The following is a 16,984-nucleotide window of genomic DNA, read 5'->3' on the forward strand; positions in this document are numbered from 1 at the left end:
GACCTCCAAGATATTAAAATACAATAATTTTACTATTTCATAGAATATAATATACACCATAGAGTTTACTCTAAGGCAAGCAATATTTATAATTAGTTTATCGGAGCTCAAGGTACTAAAAGTATTGCTGATAAATGTATAAATTATAAGTCTGTTTATGATTTAATATTATTTTATAAAATAAAAGGAGGATTATGTAATATGGGGTATACTATTAAGCAGGCAGCAAAAAAAGCAGGCCTTACCATACATACGCTTCGTTATTATGATAAAGAAGGTCTACTGCCTTTTATTAAGAGAGATAATTCCGGCAATCGGTTTTTTACCGAAAACGATATGGAGTGGTTAGAAGTTATTTGCTGCTTGAAGAATACAGGCATGTCAATAAAGCAAATAAAGAAATATGTGCAATGGTGCTTTGTTGGTGATGAGACGCTGGAAGCACGCAGGCAAATGCTTATAGAACACCGTAAGGAAGTTATGAAGCAAATTAACGAATTAAAGCAGAATCTCAAAAAAATCGATTATAAAATTACTCATTACAATACTTCCTGCAGGGTGGAAGTTGAGGATAAAAAAATAAATTAGGTGTTTTGTTTTATTGGGCTCATCGGTTGACAAAATGTACCTATAATAATACTATTATAGTGCAATCGTCATGATATGCTAAAAACATAATTATTTTAAAAGGAGGGACACATATGCCTGATTTTGGAAATTCCTTTTCCGGTCTCGCAAAAGACAGGAAACTGACAGAAGCTGAGCTTATAAGAGCAATAAGATTTATGATAGCTGCTGAATATGAAGCTATACAATTATACATGCAGCTGGCAGAATCTACAGATAATGTTTTGGCAATAGAAGTGTTAAAGGATATTGCCGATGAAGAAAGGGTTCATGCGGGAGAATTTTTAAGGCTGTTAAAAGAGTTGGATCCCGAAGAAGAAAAATTCTACATAGAAGGCGCAGCAGAAGTAGAAGAAGAAATTGAAGATTTGAAAAATAAGTAGGTTAATAATACCATAATAAAAAGGCGCTGAAGTTATGCGGTTTACCATAGGAACATTTTATGAACTGTGGTATTTGGCAAAGGCAGACAGCAGATTAAGCTGCCTGCCTTTGCCGTTATTGGTTATTTTTTCATCTTCTTTTGCGAAAGCGCTGGTGACTCCGATGTCACGGTAGTGATGACAATCTTTTGCCCCACTGTTCTGAAGTATCCCTTCCTCTCACTCGCCAACCCCAATCCTCTCTATGAAGAGGTTTAAAAGCTCTGCATGAATATCAGGAAATTAATATATCTGCTTGACAAATTAACCGTATTACTCATATAATACAGTCATAAGCTGTATTATATGAGTAATACGGTTTGATTTTAAGACCGAGGGGCGTGTGCCATGATTTCTTTCGAACAATTCATTATAGAAGATGGCACTCCCATCTATATGCAGATCGTCCGGCACATCAAGCAGGGCATCATCGCCGGAAGCATCCAGGATGGGGAGGAACTGCCATCCCGGCGCGTCCTTTCGGCGCTCTTAGGCGTCAACCCCAACACAGTACAAAAGGCGTACCGGTTATTGGAAGAGGAAGCCATAATCGAATCTCATTCCGGCGCGAAAAGTTATGCGGTGCTGGATGAGGCGAAGGTGGAGAGTATACGCAGGCAGCTGTTGGAGAGCGACGCAAGGGCCATTATAAATGCCATGAAAAAAATGGGCGTTTCTAAAGAAGAAGCGATTTCGCTGGTCGATAAACTGTGGCAATAATAGACGAGGAGCTATGAATATGAAACGACATTTATCAGTATTGATGTTGGCAGCAAGGAGTACGATATACAAGATACTGGGGCTGTTTACGGCCATGGCGGCTATTGAAGGCGCGCTGTTCTGGTTTGTGCTGCAAAAAATGCCAAGCGGAGATCCTGTTGGCCTGGAACAGCTGCTACGCCAAAGCCGGATCGCGCTCGTATGCGGCATATGCTTTCTCCTGCTGTGTGCGCTTCTAAGCATGACCGGCAGTGAGTTTGGCGGAGGTAAGCTGAGATATACCGTGCAAAGACTGTCTGTCCGGGAGGAAGCCGTCGTCTTTTTGTGGGCAGGCTATAACGCCGTCTGCTTCTTTCTCTTTTGGGCAGTTCAGCTTGTAATAGTCCTGGTGCTGTGCCGTCTCTATGTAACACAAATGGATACGGCGTATGTGAGCGGCCAGACAATTTTTCTAGCATTTTACCGCAGCAACTTTTTGCACAGTCTGCTGCCACTGGAGGAGATTAGCAGGTATGTGCGCAACGGCATTCTAATCCTGACCCTCGGTGTCTGTGCATCCTGCTTTTCATTTCGGCAAAGGCGCGGCGAGAGGGGAAGCGCTGTGGTTGTACTGGCAGTAATCGTTGCCGTGAGCTTTCCAAATGCAATGGGCAGTTTCGGAAGCGATATTTTTCTTTCCCTTGTGGCCTTATGTATTGCGGCAGGTGCGGTAGCCGGGATTTGGAAGGAGCGTGGCGGTGAGAATGGATCTTGAGCGTAAGTTTGAACGCTATGTGCCGCCGGGTGCCAACGTCCGTCAGGAACTTAAATGGTTCGCCTGGGGCGGTGCTGTGAGCCTTTTGTACAGCTTCGGATTCCTAATCCGTTATTTAAATGATTATAGTTCGCTGTTCTTATGGGATGGCTCATTACGGGTGCTCGATATCTCCGCAACAATGCCGGATTTTATAGAAGTACTTGGCAGCAGTCTCATTGGCTTTCTGATTCTGGAACTGTGTATGTCGGCGGTCATTATTTATCATTATGCCTATCACTATCAGGGCAGTAAAAGCATTTACCTGATGAAGCGGCTGCCCAGCCGCTTTGAACTGCATAGGCGATGTGTTACCCTGCCTGTGCTGGCTGTGACAGCCAGCCTGTGCGCGGCGTTAATGCTGCTGCTTATTTACTTTGCAATCTACATGGCTTTTACGCCGAAGGCCTGCCTGACGCCGCATCAGTGGCAAAAAATATGGAGTGTTTTATTGGGGGTAGCGATATGATGGAGATAAAAAATGTGAGCAAATCCTACGGCGGCAAGCGGGCGCTGGATAATGTGAGCCTGACTTTGCCACAAGGTCAAATCGTTGGGCTGTTCGGCGAAAACGGCGCTGGAAAGACCACACTGATGAAATGCATCCTTGGTTTCCTGCGCTTTTCCGGTGAGATTACGCTGGACGGAGCGGCTGTCACCCGCAAGAATATTTCAAGGCTCTCCTTTGCCACCAGTGAACATTCCTTCTTTCCAAACCTTACCGCCACGGCGCACAAAGAGTTTTATGGGCTGCACTTCCCTAGGTTCAGTGAAAAGCGCTTTAACGGTCTGCTGGAGTTTTTTGATTTGCCAAAATACAAGGCGCTGCGGCAATTTTCTACCGGTCAAAAGAACCAGTTGGAGGTTATTTTGTCCTTGTGCCAGGGTGCGGAGTATATACTGATGGATGAGCCTTTCGCCGGAAACGACGTATTCAACCGTGAGGACTTTTATAAGGTGCTGCTGGGAATTCTGGGGCCTACGGAAACCATATTCCTGTCCACTCACCTTATAGAAGAAGTGGAGAGCTTCATCGGCCGGGCGGTACTCATCCGCCGGGGCAAAATCGTCGGGGACGTGTCCATGCTGGAGCTTGAGGAATCGGGCAGGAGACTGATGGACTATGTCAAGGAAACCTATCACTACAAGGCCGATCGGGTCAGCAAGGCACTGTCTGACCTGACGGACGAAGAATGAAAGGGGTGCGCCATGCGTAAGAGCTTAATAGTAACCATTCTGCTGCTGGTTCTCGCTGCCGGTTCCCTATACTATGCACACGACTTGGTGGATGAGAGAAAGGACAAAGCTACCATCGAGGAAACGGTTTTGTATGGTGACAAATCAGTAGCGGATGGGATTACGGCCGATATCCGTACCCACTGCGACTATCGGCTGTTCTGGGACACCCGCTATACCGTCGGTGAAAATCCAGAGATCAGCACTGATTTTACTTTCTCACAAACAAAGATTTATACAAGCCGCACTATTTCATACCACGGTATTTATTTTGACAGTACGTTTGGTGACTACGGCCTCAGCACTACAGGCAGCATTGACATGGCGGACCAATCCGCACTGGCTAAGGATGTGGCCAGCCGTACCGAGCCCGGTGAGGAACGTACAGAGAGGGTATATATCAAGGATTATTTTGATTTTTATCCGATAATAGTAAACTTTGATACACCGTTTATTGGTTTTGCCGTCAACGAGGAGACGCTGGCGATTTTCGCGGACTATTTCCGTATCCCTGTCCACCCGGAGCATAGAGTAGAAATAAGCATTGAAAAAGACAGCGCCGGCAAGATCTTCAGCATTGGCACGTCAACTATTAAGGACGGCAGTGTTGACCTTAAAGCTGAAGGCGTTGTAACCGATGACAGCTGCTTTTTTACTCTCTCCTTCCGAACAGAAGACGGGAAGCTGCTGGATACCAGCCACATCCCGGGCGGTTACGGGATCTACTATTTCCCGCTGCACAATGAGGACGGTAATGATGGAATCCTGACGGCGGATGAGCTTCAAATGGTGTTTCGGATAGATTCAGAGCGGGCCGAAGTCGTATCCCTCCAAACAAACGCGCAAAAAAACAGGCTTCTTCTTGTTACAATTGAAAACGGAGCTTATATGCTGACGGTAATTGACGCAGAAACAATGAAGCAGCTTCAAAAGCTTGAAATATTGAAGGCCGTTGAAGGCTCAGTGTTTAGAAACCTCTATATTTATGATGATTTTATCGTTCCAGCCGTTAACGACGGCAGATTTGCGCTGCTTGCGCCAGATGGGTCAGGCAATTACGAAGTTCGGTTCACGGCGCAATTTAACGAATATGAGGAACTTGGTTACATTTTCTCCAACGAAGTCAGTATGGATTATAACGGGGAAGAGCTAGCAGTCTCAGCATTTCAGGACGGGTGGAATGCATCCCGGAAGAATAACAGCTTCTACCTTGCCATTTATGATCGTACAGGCCTGACTTACGTTGGAAATTATGAGCATAGCCTTGACAAAAGTTTTGCGGATAACGTACCTGCCTGCATACCAGTAAACAAGGATCCTCTAATTGTAACGTGGAGTGATTGAATTTACCGGGCAGCAATTTACGGAACTTCATTACAGTTGTTTTCACCTAATAATTTAAAGGAGCTGATAGAAGGAATTACTGTTATTTTTATGATATATGCATAATCATCCTGAAGTTGATTTATGTGTGAAAAGAAGCGTCATCCCTTGCGGGACGCCTCTTTTTTGCTTTTCCGTATCGGTTTGGTGTATGGCCAAGTTTCCTTATTGAAGCGTGCCTTTAGGAGGCCTTTTTATTGCTGGTGCTTTTTTTCTCTGATTATATACAGAGCAAATATGACTAAGGATATTCCGGCAATTTTAAAAACAGTAACAGGCTCATTATAAAGAATAATGCCAAGAAGAGCGGCAACTACAGGCTCTAAGGTCGCAATTATTGAAGCATTTCCTGTTTCTAAATTAGATAAGCCTTTTGTATATAATAAGAAAGGCATTACCGTACCGGCCATGCTCAATAAGATTGCATAAATTATGGCATTTATGTCTGAAAACAGAATGAACATTTCTTTGATGTCAGTTATGGGGACCAAGCCTATGGATGCAAATATAAAGGTATAACAAGTGACAGTAAGTGAATGATATTTTTCAAGGGCATACCTTCCGAATATGCTGTAAAGTGCGTATCCAAAGCCTGCACCTAATCCGGCAAGGATACCTGTAATGGTAAATTGCTGACCTGTTCCCTGTACAAAGACTGTAACTAATAAACATCCTATGAAAGTCAAAACCAAAGACAGTATCTTATTCTGAGTCATCTTCTCTTTGAATAAAATTGAAGAGAGAACCATTATTATAGTTGGTGCGGTATATAAAAGTATGGCTGCAGCTGCTATGGAAGTTTTATTTACGGCTATAAAATAGCACCAGTTGAAAAATACAAAGCTTAATATTCCCGTACCTATGAAATAAATAAAATGGCGGGGCTTGATTTTGAAAAGATTTTTATCTTTTATGAGCAGAAACAAGCTTAAAGCAACACAAGCCCCCATAGCCCTGATAAAAACTATCTGTAAATTATCAAAGCCTGATTCACCAAGCTTTTTGCCCAATATGCCAACGGTGCCCCACAATATTGCGGCAATAATTATATAAAAATAGGACATCCTTTTTATTTGTAAATTTTTATAAGTATTATCCTGTGATTTTTTAAGTGAATCCGTGCCAATCATTGCTGCTCTCCATTATAATATCAAGAATAAAGAACCTTTCAAAATAACTGGTTAAGTTGTCTGATTTCACTATATTATTATTTAATATAAATGTAAACATGTTTCCATTAAGAGCTGCTTAGGCATTGAAATGAGTGAATTGTTTGAATAGTTTTAAAAGTTGACAATAATCTTCACGAGTGATATCATAACCAATAACAAATGATGCTTATTGCAAAGATTGCACTAAGTCATTTAAAGGACTGCTGATAATTTAATCATTATAACGTTTAAATGTTATGACGGATACAAAACTATCTGATATCAGTTACAGAGAGCCGGTGGCTGCTGAAAACCGGTACTGACTGGATAGCAATGATCAATCCCGAGCATAAGGGCTGAATTTATCCAGTAAGCCTTTGCGGCTGGCATACGTTAATATGCCGGGGTTTGTTAGAACCTATCAATAAGGTCACTTTTTCAAGTGATGAAATAGAGTGGTACCACGTTAAACAAGCGTCTCTATATACGGAAGTATATAGAGATTTTTTATATCTTTATAATAATTCTATGATGTGTTTATTGTAAGGCAGTAAAATATTGCGGAATGCCTTACAAATGAGTACAAAGAAAAATTTATTTTTAGGGAGTGGTTCTTCATGGGGATTACAAAATGGTAAAGAAAATCTGTATTTATGATTCAACACTGAGAGATGGAGCTCAGGGCGAAGGCATCTCCTTCACTGTGGCAGATAAACTTAAAATAACAGCAAAGTTAGATGGGCTGGGAGTAGATTATATTGAAGCCGGAAATCCGGGTTCAAATCCAAAGGATATTGAATTTTTCCAGAGATTGAAGGAATTAAAGCTTAAAAACGCTAAGCTTACTGCCTTTGGGAGTACCAGAAGGGCAAACGTCGAAGTTGATAAGGATGCTAATATAATGTCCCTTTTATCAGCCGAGACACCTTCCGTTGCTATATTCGGGAAGAGCTGGGATTTTCATGTGACAGATATTATAAGGACAACATTAGAAGAAAATCTTTGTATGATAAGAGATACCGTAAGATATATGAAGCATAAGGATAAGGAAGTAATTTATGATGCCGAGCATTTCTTTGACGGCTATAAAGCAAACCCTTCCTATGCCATAGATACTCTAGAGGCGGCCCTTCAATCGGGAGCCGATTGGATCACGCTTTGCGATACCAACGGCGGGACTTTGCCTAATGAAATCAGAGATATAGTAAAAAAAGTCATAGGTGAAATCAATGCACCTATAGGTATACACTGCCACAACGACGGTGGTATGGCCGTTGCTAATTCCATTATGGCGGTAATAGGGGGTGTAACTCAGGTTCAGGGAACGATGAACGGTTATGGGGAGCGCTGCGGGAATGCGGATTTATGCACCATAATACCTAACCTTGAAATCAAGCTAAAGTACAGATGCCTGCCTGAAGGGGCTTTAAAGGAATTGACAGCCGCATCCCGTTTTATAAGCGAGCTTGCCAATATGACCCACTATTCGGGAGCGCCTTTTGTAGGACACAGCGCTTTCGCCCATAAAGGGGGCATGCATATAGACGGAGTATCTAAAAACCCCCATTCCTTTGAGCATATTCCTCCAGAACTGGTGGGAAACAGCAGGAGATTTTTGATGTCGGAGGTGTCCGGGAGAAGTACTGTGTTGACCAGTATACAAAAAGTGGATCCTGCAATTACCAAGGATTCAGAAGAAACTTACAACATAATAGCAGAGTTAAAAAGACTGGAGCATGAAGGTTATCAGTTTGAAGGGGCGGAAAGTTCCTTTGAGCTTGTTATACGCCGGGCTTTAGGCAGATATAAAAAGCTGTTCGAGGTCAGCGATTTCAAGGTTATATCAGACGAACCCTGGTCAAACGGAAACAGTGCTACTGCAATAATAAAAATATGGGTTAACGGGGTACAAGAGTTAACTGCATCAGAAGGCGATGGTCCGGTAAATGCACTGGATATTGCACTAAGAAAAGCCCTTACGGTATTTTATCCTCAGCTTAATAAAATGAGGCTTGTGGATTACAAGGTAAGGGTTTTGGACACAACGACTGCCACCGCGGCAAAAGTGCGTGTTCATATTGAATCAACAGACGGTGAAAGGTCATGGGGGACTGTGGGAGTATCCACTAATATACTGGAAGCCAGCTGGATAGCCCTTGTTGATTCAATAGAATATATGCTTATAAAATATATGGATTAACAAAATTAAATTTTAATAAGGAGGATATATAAAAATGCCGATGACAATGACTCAAAAAATACTGGCTGACCACGCAGGGCTTAACAGCGTAGAAGCCGGACAGCTTATCAAAGTAAAATTGGATCTGGTTTTAGGGAATGATGTTACATCACCCGTTGCAATCAAAGAATTTGAAAAAATAGGGGTAAAGGATGTATTTAATAAGGAAAAAATAGCCCTGGTGCCGGACCATTTTACACCTAATAAGGATATACAATCTGCCGAGCAAAATAAGATCATGAGAAATTTTGCCCGTTCCATGGGTATTGTAAATTATTTTGAAGTAGGCCAGATGGGTATAGAGCATGCTCTTCTTCCTGAAAAAGGCCTAGTAGTTCCGGGAGATGTGGTAATAGGAGCCGATTCCCATACCTGCACATACGGGGCTTTAGGTGCATTTTCAACAGGAATAGGCAGTACAGATATGGCAGCAGGTATGGCAACAGGAGAGGCCTGGTTTAAAGTGCCCGAAGCCATAAAATTTGTCCTTAAGAATAAGCCGGCCAGATTTGTAAGCGGAAAAGATATAATACTTCATATAATAGGTATGATTGGCGTGGACGGAGCTCTTTACAAGTCTATGGAATTTACCGGTGACGGAGTAGGTTATCTAAATATGGATGACCGTTTTACAGTTGCCAACATGGCAATTGAAGCAGGAGCCAAAAACGGAATATTTGAGGTAGATGAACTAACCCTTGAATATGTGAAAGAACACTCTAAAAAGCCGTATAAGATCTTCAAAGCCGATGAGGATGCTTCCTATTCACAGGTCATTGAAATAGATTTGTCGTCATTAAAGCCGGTAGTTTCCTTCCCTCACCTACCTGAAAACACCAGGACCATCGATAAGGTCGGTGATGTGAAAATAGACCAGGTTGTTATAGGTTCATGTACTAACGGAAGAATTAGCGATTTAAGAGCAGCAGCTTCCATATTAAAGGGCAGGAAGGTATCCCCTGATGTAAGGGTTATAATTTTCCCTGCTACACAGAAGATTTATATGCAGGCTATAAAAGAAGGCCTAGTTGAAATATTCATAGAGGCCGGCGCGGCGGTAAGCACTCCTACCTGCGGACCCTGCCTTGGAGGACACATGGGCATACTTGCCAAAGGGGAGAGGGCCGTTGCTACAACAAACCGTAATTTCGTAGGAAGAATGGGGCATCCTGAAAGCGAAGTATACCTTGCAAGTCCTGTAGTTGCTGCTGCTTCAGCCATTACGGGAAAAATTTCTTCACCGGAGGAGGTACTTTAAATGATAAAAGGAAACGTTATTAAATACGGAGATAATATAGATACAGACGTAATTATACCTGCACGTTATCTTAATTCTTCCGACCCTGCCTTCCTTGCAAGCCACTGCATGGAAGACATTGATACAAGCTTTGTTAAAAGGGTTAAAAAAGGAGACATAATGGTAGGAGGCAAGAATTTTGGATGCGGCTCTTCAAGAGAGCATGCGCCTATTGCCCTTAAGGCTGCAGGAATAGACTTTGTTGTTGCTGCTTCCTTCGCCAGGATTTTTTACCGCAATGCCATAAACACAGGCTTGGGTATAATAGAATGTCCCGAGGCAATTTCTGAAATAAATGAAGGGGACCAACTTGAAATCGATGTTTTGAAGGGTGTAATAAAAAATTTGACCCAGAACAAGGAATACAGCATAGCTCCATTCCCTCCTTTCATACAGGAGATTATAGCTAAAGACGGACTTATAAATTATATTAAAGAAGGGGTGCAGGGCTGATGAAAATAGCGTTGATACCCGGCGACGGAATCGGTCCTGAGGTCACATATGAATCCAGGAGAGTATTAAATGCCATAGGTGAAAAATTCGGCCATAGCTTTTCCTTTACGGAGGTTCCGGCAGGCGGTAATGCCATAGATTCTTTCGGACATCCATTGCCCCAAGAATCTCTTGATGAGTGTAAAAAAAGTGACGCGGTGCTGTTAGGCGCCGTAGGCGGTCCCAAATGGGATGACCTCCCCGGTGAGCTAAGGCCGGAGCAGGCTCTTTTAGGCTTGAGAAAGGGATTGGGTGTATTTGCAAACCTTCGCCCGGCGGTATTGTTTTCCCAGCTTAAGGGAGCATCTGCGCTGAAAGAAGAAATAATAGGCGATGGTATTGACATACTCGTAGTAAGGGAACTTACGGGAGGAATATATTTCGGGCCTAAAACCTTAAAGGAGGTTCCAGGCGGATATGAGGCGACGGACACAGAAGTTTACAATACCGGTGAGATAAAACGCATAGCCCGCGTTGCATTTAATGCGGCTATGAAGAGAAATAAAAGATTATGCTCTGTAGATAAGGCCAATATACTTGAAAGCTCCAGGCTATGGAGAAAGGTTGTTATAGAAGTTGCCAAAGAATATCCGGAAGTTGAGCTTTCACACATGTATGTGGACAATTGTGCAATGCAGCTTATAAGGTATCCAAGGCAGTTTGATGTAATAGTGACATCCAACATGTTCGGAGACATATTGAGCGACGAGGCATCCATGCTGACAGGGTCCTTAGGAATGCTGCCTTCCGCATCCTTAGGAAGCAGCACATTAGGACTTTACGAGCCCATACACGGTACAGCTCCTGATATTGCAGGACAAAATAAAGCCAATCCTTTGGCTTCCATTTTATCAACAGCAATGATGCTTCGCTACAGCTTCAACCTTGAAAAGGAAGCACAGCTTATAGAAGATGCCGTCCGCGGTGTATTAGAAGACGGCTATCGTACCGGAGATATAATGGAGACGGGCAAAAAGCTTGTGGGCACCAAGGAAATGGGAGACCTGGTCATAGCTAAATTAGGATAATAGATGCGTTAAATTACCAACTGGTACATTTTGCATAGCAAATGAAGCGTATATGCTATTTCAATATGATGAGGGGAACATTGCAAAATTACTGTAAAAGCTGTTAACGGGACTTTGGAAAGCTTCACCATTGTTTAAGCGTAAGCGAGTTATGGTGATAAATTGAGGACATTCCTTAACAAAGAGAGCCTCCCCAAACCTTAAAGAATTGAGTTTACAGATTCTAAGTCATGGGGAGTGAAATGAATCATATTGAAAATAGCAGGAGGCAGAAAAGCATCAATGTTTTAAAATACATTGATGCTTTTTTGATGGGTGTACATGCTGATGTATAAGCAGTGGAAGCTTTGGAAAATAATACTCAGAGGAAAGTATTATTTTTAGGGAGCAGGAAAAGCATGTATACAAAATATGATACGGAAATTGCAGATATTATTGAGTGGGATATAAAAAGCTGGAGCCCCTCATTGGATTTCTGGACAAAGGAGAGCTCCAGGGATTTTTCATGTGCCAATGCCTTAGAAATAGGCAGCAGAAACGGAGGCCTGTCCTTATGGCTTGCAAAACAGGGCTGCCGTGTTGTATGCAGCGATGTAAACGGCCCTACTGAAAAAGCAAGGGAGCTTCATGCAAAATACAGGCTCAATGACTTAATAGAGTACTCCAATATTGATGCCACCAGCATACCCTATGAAGATGATTATTTTGATATTATAGTATTTAAATCGGTTTTGGGAGGCATCGGCTACAACGATAATAAAGAAGCGCAAATAAAAGCTGTAAAGGAGATATACAGGGTTTTAAAACCAGGAGGCGAGTTATTTTTTGCAGAGAATTTAACAGCTTCACCCTTTCATAAAGTGCTAAGAGATAAATTCGTCAGGTGGGGCTCTACCTGGAGATATGTATCCATTGATGAAATCAAGGAGTTTTTAGGAGGATTTTCTCATTCCAAATATCTGACTACGGGTTTTTTGGCGGCCTTAGGCAGAAGCGAAGGACAGAGAGGGATTTTAAGCACATTGGACAGGATTTTTCTTAATAAAATAGTACCGGATAAATGGAAATACATAATAATAGGGGTTGCGAAAAAGTAAAATTTAACTGGTATAATTGAAATAGAGTATTTTTAAATAGAAAAAAGGCTTCGGAACATAGGTTTATGCATGTACGTCTTTCTTATGGAAAATTCGACTTTGGAGGGAAACAAATGAAAAGTAAAAAAAATATTAAAAACATGTTGATTGCTTCAATAGCTGCGGTTTTTATGCTGACCGGATGCAATAATATAGGGTATATCAACATGTCCCAAAATGCCAAGGACGTGATGAATCAGGATGTACAGCAAAAAGCAATATACAATGTGAAGGATGAACAGTCACAGATAAGCAAAGGAACGGTTTCAGCTCCTGTAAAAATATCCTATAAGACTTATACGCAGTCCATCAAAGATGAAATAGACGAAAGCCTGTTACTGGAATATAAAATAATCCGCCCTGAAATAAGCAATCCTGATAATGACGACAATATCATGGCTATAAATAAGTACTATAAAAAGCAAACTGATGATTTTATCAACAGCATTATTACTGAGGAATTAGAAATTGCCAAGTCGGATAGGGAATCTGCCAGGGTCAATGGGTATACTTATCGGCCTTATTCCTATGGTATAAATATTGAAATTTGCTATAACGGCAATAATTTGCTTTCGGTATTAAGCAAGGAGTACCGGTATACCGGCGGTGCCCACCCCATGTCCATATGGCATTCTGCTACATTTGATTTGAAAACCGGTAAAAAGCTGTCGCTGTCCGATATTTTCGGGGTCAGCAAAGAAGAAGCTCTTGAAAAAGTTTACGAGACAGTGCTTTCAAAAATTGAAAAGGCAAAGGGAACAGAGGAGTTTTTTTATTTTGAAAATTATAAAGAAGATATATATAAATATTATTCGGAAGATGATTTTATACTTACAGGAGATGGAATAACATTTTATTACCAGCTATATGCCATAGCACCATATGCTGCCGGTTTCCCTATATTTAATCTCCCACTTTCCCAAGCAGGTCCTCTGGCTATAGACATACCTCCATTACCGTCAAAGAAAATTGAGAATTAAATGTTATATAGAAATGATAAATTATTATTTAAAGAGGAAATATCAGCATGCTGACACAAATGATTATTAAAAAATTTGTAAATGATCATGAGAATACCCAGGATAAAAAAGTAAGGGAAGCTTTTGGTGTTGTAAGCAGTGTCACGGGTATGGCAGTTAATTTTATACTTTTTCTAATAGGTTTTATTATAGGCCTTTCCATAAACAGTATTGCAGTTATTGCAAATTCCTTTAACAGCTTATCAGATGCCACTTCATCCATAATTATCTTAGCTGGGTTCAAGCTCTCAAACAGGGTTGCAGACAGGGAGCATCCCTTCGGATATGGGCGTATTGAATACCTTTCTGCATTAATAGTTGCGGCACTCATCCTCATGATGGGATTTGAGTTTATAAAAAGCTCATTTTCAAGAATTATAAATCCCATGCCCATGGAGTTTGATTTTGTTTCATTCATCATAATAATTGCAGCCATACCTCTTAAATTTTGGCTGAGCAATTTTAATAAATCCATTGGCAGAAAAATTGATTCTAAGGCTCTATTGGCCGCAGGTGCTGATTCATTCAACGATATGCTTATTTTAGCCTGTATTATCTTTTCTCTTATTATGTCTAATTTTTTTAATATAAATATTGACGGATATGTGGGTATGGCTGTAGCCTTATTGATTATATGGGCGGGCATTTCCATAATGAAAGAGACCTTAGGGCCTATTTTAGGCCAGCCGCCGGATGCAGCACTTGTCCAAGAGCTTAAAAGATTGGCCTTGTCCTACGAAAATATAAAGGGGGTTCATGATATCATAGTACATAATTACGGACCGGGAAGGTCCATGGCATCATTTCACGCGGAGGTCCCGAACAATGTGGATATTATGGCCCTTCATGAAGATATAGACAGGGCGGAAAAGGAAATTTCAGAGAAGCTCAATATCTTTGTGGTTATACATATGGATCCCATTTGTATGGATTGTGAAACCACCATAAAAGCAATGGAAGAAGTTGCAGGCATTATAAGAAAAATTCCAGATGTAAGCTCCTTTCACGATTTTAGAGTAGTTGGAGACGGGGAATTTAAAAGCCTGATATTTGATATAGTAATACCTTTTAATAAAAAAGAGCCAAAAAATATAGAAAACAGTTTAAAGGATGAAATAGCCCATGAAGTTAATAAAATCCACCCTAAGTACGATATCATTATAACCGTAGACAGAGACTATACGGCAGCAGAAATATAAATATTGAATATCATTTTGAATATCTGTTGGCAATTGAAGAGGCAGCATAAGAGTGAGGCTTTGTGTTGCATTTGAATCCGCAGGAAGTAATCCATCCTACAATTTCCGGTATAAGCTTTGAGGTAGGCCCATCGTCACCGGCGTCAACATGGATGCTTATATCGCATTCCAGGTCTTCCTTCTCCAGACTTCCAGATAGCTTTTCGGCCATTTCCAGGCTGAGGCTGGTTTCGTAGAATATTTTCTGGCGCATATTTGAAATCTTTTTGACTCGTTTTATATCGTAAAAGAATATCCCGCCGCCGCCGATTTTCCAGACAGCAACAACTATAACGACCTTAGTGATATCGAAATTTTGAGAATCGGTGCCCACGGCTATTTTGTACTGGTGCCATTTTTCTTTGGAGACATAGTCTTTAATGATGTGGCACATCTTTTCAAATGATACATCGCCATAAGTTATACTACGCATGCAAACCCCTCTTTTCTTTTAATGTTATGCCCTTACCGAGTTATTAACAATAAGTAGAAACAATTGTTTATGATACGTTTTGTAACTTTTTTAAGAGCAGGTGAATCTTAAATTGTACATTATACAATTTAGTGTGGCTCTGTATATTTTTTCGGTATTTTTGAATTTTTGTAAAGGTTAATAGCTTGTAATACTATTCTTATTATATATCATATTAAAAGAAATATATTAATGCATTGTTAATTTGTAAAAAAAATTGTAATAAAATGACGTATTGTTTTTTACAAATTCATGTCAATGCCCTTATGTTAAAAAGCTGTGTATGACTATATTAATCAATACGCAGCCTTTTTGAAAATTATTTATCTTTATAAAAATTTGTTTCGTGTTCTTTATAATTAGTGGCAACAGCAGTAAAGCCAAACTCAATAAGCTTATCAAGTACAATTTCCAATATGTCTTTGGTGGGAAGTTCTTTTCTGTTCTCTTTACGTATACATTCATCTATAGCCTTTGATAAATTATTGATATCGGCTCCTGTTAAGGGCTGTCCTATCTCGTCCGATGCCTTCTGCACCGTAAGTTTTATCTTATTTATGTCAAATTCCTGAAGGCGCCCATCTCTTTTAATAACTTTCATTTTTAATTCCTCCCATGTTTAAAATTGAGGTTGATATGGCATGGTCTTTTAATAAAGAAAACATATTGTATAGGATTTTTTATCGAGACATTAAGTTTTTTAGATCGTCAATGAAAGACAGAACTGCCTTTTCCTCAGTAGCCCAGGATGTAACAAGGCGTATTGCGGTGGTATTATCATCAATCTTAGCCCATGTATTAAAAGCATATTTTTTCTCCAGTTCTTTAATTAAACAATCAGGCAGAACTGGAAAAAGCTGATTTGAAGGAGAGCAGGTAAGGAAAGTAAAGCCTGCTTTTTCTATACCGCCCCTCAATATGTCAGCCATTGAATTTGCATGTTTGGCGAGGGAGAAAAATAAATCGTCCTTGAAAAGCTCCTTAAACTGTATTCCAAGCAATCTTCCCTTGGCAAGAAGGGCACCCTTTTGCTTTATGTGGTATCTGAAATCCTCCTTTAGGTCAGAGTTTACAATGACCAACACTTCTCCTAAAAGAGCCCCGTTTTTGGTACCGCCTATGTAAAAGGCATCCACTAAAGCTTTAATGTCGTTTAATTTAAGATCATTTTCATAGGAGCATAATGCAGAGCCTAAACGTGCGCCATCCATAAATAATATCAGGTTGTGATCTCTGCAAAAAGTGCTTAATTCGTAAAGCTCTTTCTTGCTATAGATTGTTCCGACCTCTGTTGAATTTGATATATAAACCAATTTGGGCTTAACCATATGTTCATCTGTATGTACATCTAAGACACTTTTTATATGTGAGGGGTTTAATTTTCCATCACTTACATCAACGGTTATCACTTTGTGTCCCGTAGCTTCTATAGCCCCTGTTTCATGGACGGCAATATGGCCGCTAGAAGCTGTTATGGCCGCCTCATGAGGCCTTAAAAAAGCTGAAATGGCAATCAAATTTACTTGGGTTCCGCCGGAAATAAGATGTATTTGAACATCATCTGAGCCAATGTGATTTTTAATATTTTCTATGGCTTCAAGTGTATAAATATCTTCTCCATATCCTTCCGTCTGAATTAGGTTAGTATTTACCAAAGCCTCCAGAATTCTCGGATGAGCTCCTTCGCTGTAGTCATTTCTGAAACTGTACAATTTTAAAATCCTCCTTTGT

Annotated in this window: 19 protein-coding genes and 1 other annotated feature; of the genes, 15 read left to right on the forward strand and 4 right to left on the reverse strand. The window is 40.7% G+C overall.

Going from position 1 to position 16,984, the window contains the following annotated elements; all coding sequences use genetic code 11:
• Nucleotides 1-201 precede the first annotated feature (201 nt).
• The 8 genes from OXPF_RS04215 to OXPF_RS04245 all read left to right on the forward strand — a co-directional run bounded on the left by OXPF_RS04215 (nucleotide 202) and on the right by OXPF_RS04245 (nucleotide 5,142).
• A complete protein-coding gene (locus OXPF_RS04215) occupies nucleotides 202-588 on the forward strand; it encodes a MerR family transcriptional regulator (RefSeq protein ID WP_054873957.1) in 387 nt (128 codons plus the stop codon).
• Nucleotides 589-701: 113 nt separating this feature from the next.
• Nucleotides 702-1,010, forward strand: coding sequence for a ferritin family protein (locus OXPF_RS04220; protein ID WP_054873958.1), 309 nt, complete (start codon nucleotides 702-704; stop codon nucleotides 1,008-1,010).
• 34 nt (nucleotides 1,011-1,044) lie between these two features.
• Nucleotides 1,045-1,185 (forward strand): hypothetical protein, encoded by a 141-nt coding sequence (locus OXPF_RS22330; protein WP_160317146.1) that lies wholly within the window; start codon nucleotides 1,045-1,047, stop codon nucleotides 1,183-1,185.
• A 212-nt stretch (nucleotides 1,186-1,397) separates the two neighbouring features.
• Complete coding sequence (locus tag OXPF_RS04225; protein ID WP_054873959.1) at nucleotides 1,398-1,769, forward strand: GntR family transcriptional regulator; 372 nt, start codon at nucleotides 1,398-1,400, stop codon at nucleotides 1,767-1,769.
• A gap of 241 nt (nucleotides 1,770-2,010) precedes the next feature.
• Nucleotides 2,011-2,523, forward strand: coding sequence for a hypothetical protein (locus OXPF_RS04230; RefSeq protein ID WP_152967692.1), 513 nt, complete (start codon nucleotides 2,011-2,013; stop codon nucleotides 2,521-2,523).
• Nucleotides 2,513-3,031: a hypothetical protein gene (locus OXPF_RS04235; RefSeq protein WP_054873961.1), complete on the forward strand. Its 519-nt coding sequence runs from the start codon at nucleotides 2,513-2,515 to the stop codon at nucleotides 3,029-3,031. Before OXPF_RS04230 ends, OXPF_RS04235 begins: the two co-directional genes overlap by 11 nt.
• Nucleotides 3,028-3,759 carry an ABC transporter ATP-binding protein gene (locus tag OXPF_RS04240; RefSeq protein WP_054873962.1) on the forward strand — a complete coding sequence of 244 codons (732 nt, stop codon included), beginning with the start codon at nucleotides 3,028-3,030 and terminating at the stop codon, nucleotides 3,757-3,759. The genes OXPF_RS04235 and OXPF_RS04240 overlap by 4 nt, the downstream gene beginning before the upstream one ends.
• Nucleotides 3,760-3,771: 12 nt before the next feature.
• Complete coding sequence (locus OXPF_RS04245) at nucleotides 3,772-5,142, forward strand: hypothetical protein (RefSeq protein ID WP_054873963.1); 1,371 nt, start codon at nucleotides 3,772-3,774, stop codon at nucleotides 5,140-5,142.
• Nucleotides 5,143-5,375: 233 nt separating this feature from the next.
• Here OXPF_RS04245 and OXPF_RS04250 read toward each other — a convergent pair whose 3' ends face one another.
• Nucleotides 5,376-6,311: a DMT family transporter gene (locus tag OXPF_RS04250; RefSeq protein WP_083479688.1), complete on the reverse strand. Its 936-nt coding sequence runs from the start codon at nucleotides 6,309-6,311 to the stop codon at nucleotides 5,376-5,378.
• Nucleotides 6,312-6,580: 269 nt separating this feature from the next.
• Nucleotides 6,581-6,817, forward strand: a binding site (T-box leader).
• 146 nt (nucleotides 6,818-6,963) lie between these two features.
• Here OXPF_RS04250 and cimA point away from each other — a divergent pair.
• From cimA to OXPF_RS04285, 7 genes are all read left to right on the forward strand, one after another.
• On the forward strand, nucleotides 6,964-8,532 hold the full coding sequence (cimA, locus tag OXPF_RS04255; protein WP_054873964.1) for a citramalate synthase: 1,569 nt from the start codon (nucleotides 6,964-6,966) through the stop codon (nucleotides 8,530-8,532).
• Between the two features lie 28 nt (nucleotides 8,533-8,560).
• Nucleotides 8,561-9,829 (forward strand): 3-isopropylmalate dehydratase large subunit, encoded by a 1,269-nt coding sequence (gene leuC, locus OXPF_RS04260; protein WP_479724481.1) that lies wholly within the window; start codon nucleotides 8,561-8,563, stop codon nucleotides 9,827-9,829.
• Nucleotides 9,830-10,321, forward strand: a complete 492-nt coding sequence (leuD, locus tag OXPF_RS04265) for a 3-isopropylmalate dehydratase small subunit (RefSeq protein ID WP_054873966.1) — start codon at nucleotides 9,830-9,832, stop codon at nucleotides 10,319-10,321.
• A complete protein-coding gene (gene leuB / locus OXPF_RS04270; protein ID WP_054873967.1) occupies nucleotides 10,321-11,388 on the forward strand; it encodes a 3-isopropylmalate dehydrogenase in 1,068 nt (355 codons plus the stop codon). The genes leuD and leuB overlap by 1 nt, the downstream gene beginning before the upstream one ends.
• Nucleotides 11,389-11,735: 347 nt before the next feature.
• Nucleotides 11,736-12,485 (forward strand): class I SAM-dependent methyltransferase, encoded by a 750-nt coding sequence (locus OXPF_RS04275; RefSeq protein ID WP_201779666.1) that lies wholly within the window; start codon nucleotides 11,736-11,738, stop codon nucleotides 12,483-12,485.
• Between the two features lie 113 nt (nucleotides 12,486-12,598).
• The gene (locus OXPF_RS04280; protein WP_054873969.1) at nucleotides 12,599-13,504 is read left to right on the forward strand and encodes a DUF3298 and DUF4163 domain-containing protein; all 906 of its coding nucleotides are present in this window, start codon (nucleotides 12,599-12,601) and stop codon (nucleotides 13,502-13,504) included.
• 59 nt (nucleotides 13,505-13,563) lie between these two features.
• Nucleotides 13,564-14,742, forward strand: coding sequence for a cation diffusion facilitator family transporter (locus tag OXPF_RS04285; RefSeq protein ID WP_341441952.1), 1,179 nt, complete (start codon nucleotides 13,564-13,566; stop codon nucleotides 14,740-14,742).
• A gap of 10 nt (nucleotides 14,743-14,752) precedes the next feature.
• Here the strand turns inward: OXPF_RS04285 and OXPF_RS04290 are convergent, their stop codons facing one another.
• From OXPF_RS04290 to OXPF_RS04300, 3 genes are all read right to left on the reverse strand, one after another.
• Nucleotides 14,753-15,214: a ribonuclease H-like YkuK family protein gene (locus OXPF_RS04290; protein ID WP_054873971.1), complete on the reverse strand. Its 462-nt coding sequence runs from the start codon at nucleotides 15,212-15,214 to the stop codon at nucleotides 14,753-14,755.
• A 358-nt stretch (nucleotides 15,215-15,572) separates the two neighbouring features.
• Entirely contained in the window at nucleotides 15,573-15,854 is a 282-nt protein-coding gene (locus tag OXPF_RS04295; RefSeq protein ID WP_054873972.1) for an ATP cone domain-containing protein, read from the reverse strand.
• Nucleotides 15,855-15,933: 79 nt separating this feature from the next.
• A complete protein-coding gene (locus tag OXPF_RS04300; RefSeq protein ID WP_054873973.1) occupies nucleotides 15,934-16,965 on the reverse strand; it encodes a threonine aldolase family protein in 1,032 nt (343 codons plus the stop codon).
• Nucleotides 16,966-16,984: the final 19 nt, after the last annotated feature.

This window comes from Oxobacter pfennigii, assembly GCF_001317355.1.
Taxonomy (GTDB): domain Bacteria; phylum Bacillota; class Clostridia; order Clostridiales; family Oxobacteraceae; genus Oxobacter; species Oxobacter pfennigii.